At 46.9% G+C, this 304-nt stretch carries 1 protein-coding gene; it reads left to right on the forward strand.

Annotated elements, in window-relative coordinates:
* A partial coding sequence (locus E0D98_RS26345; RefSeq protein ID WP_165941089.1) for a hypothetical protein occupies window positions 1-304 on the forward strand: 304 nt, incomplete at both ends.

Here is a 304-nt window from a genome sequence, read left to right on the forward strand (position 1 = left end):
CAGTACTGAAAGCCAGAGACCAGGCATCTGTTGTTGGTGATATTATGTCTGATAAACAGGCCACAATCAGCTTCGGAACTGAATCAGGTAAAGAGGGCATATTGTCTGAGAAGGCATCCCGGGGACTGGCGGTCGGATTACTGAGTGGTTTTAATACGGCATACAGCGGTTCAGTCAATGCCCCGTCAGCATCTGCCACTATGAACAACACCTGGTGGCAACTAACCGGAGATTCTGCGCTGAAAACACTGAAAAGTACAAACAGCATGGTCTATTTCACTGACAGCGCAAACAANAAGAAATT

Origin of the sequence: Escherichia sp. KCJ4928 (assembly GCF_004352695.1) — a bacterium.
Classification (GTDB): Bacteria; Pseudomonadota; Gammaproteobacteria; order Enterobacterales; family Enterobacteriaceae; genus ECMA0423.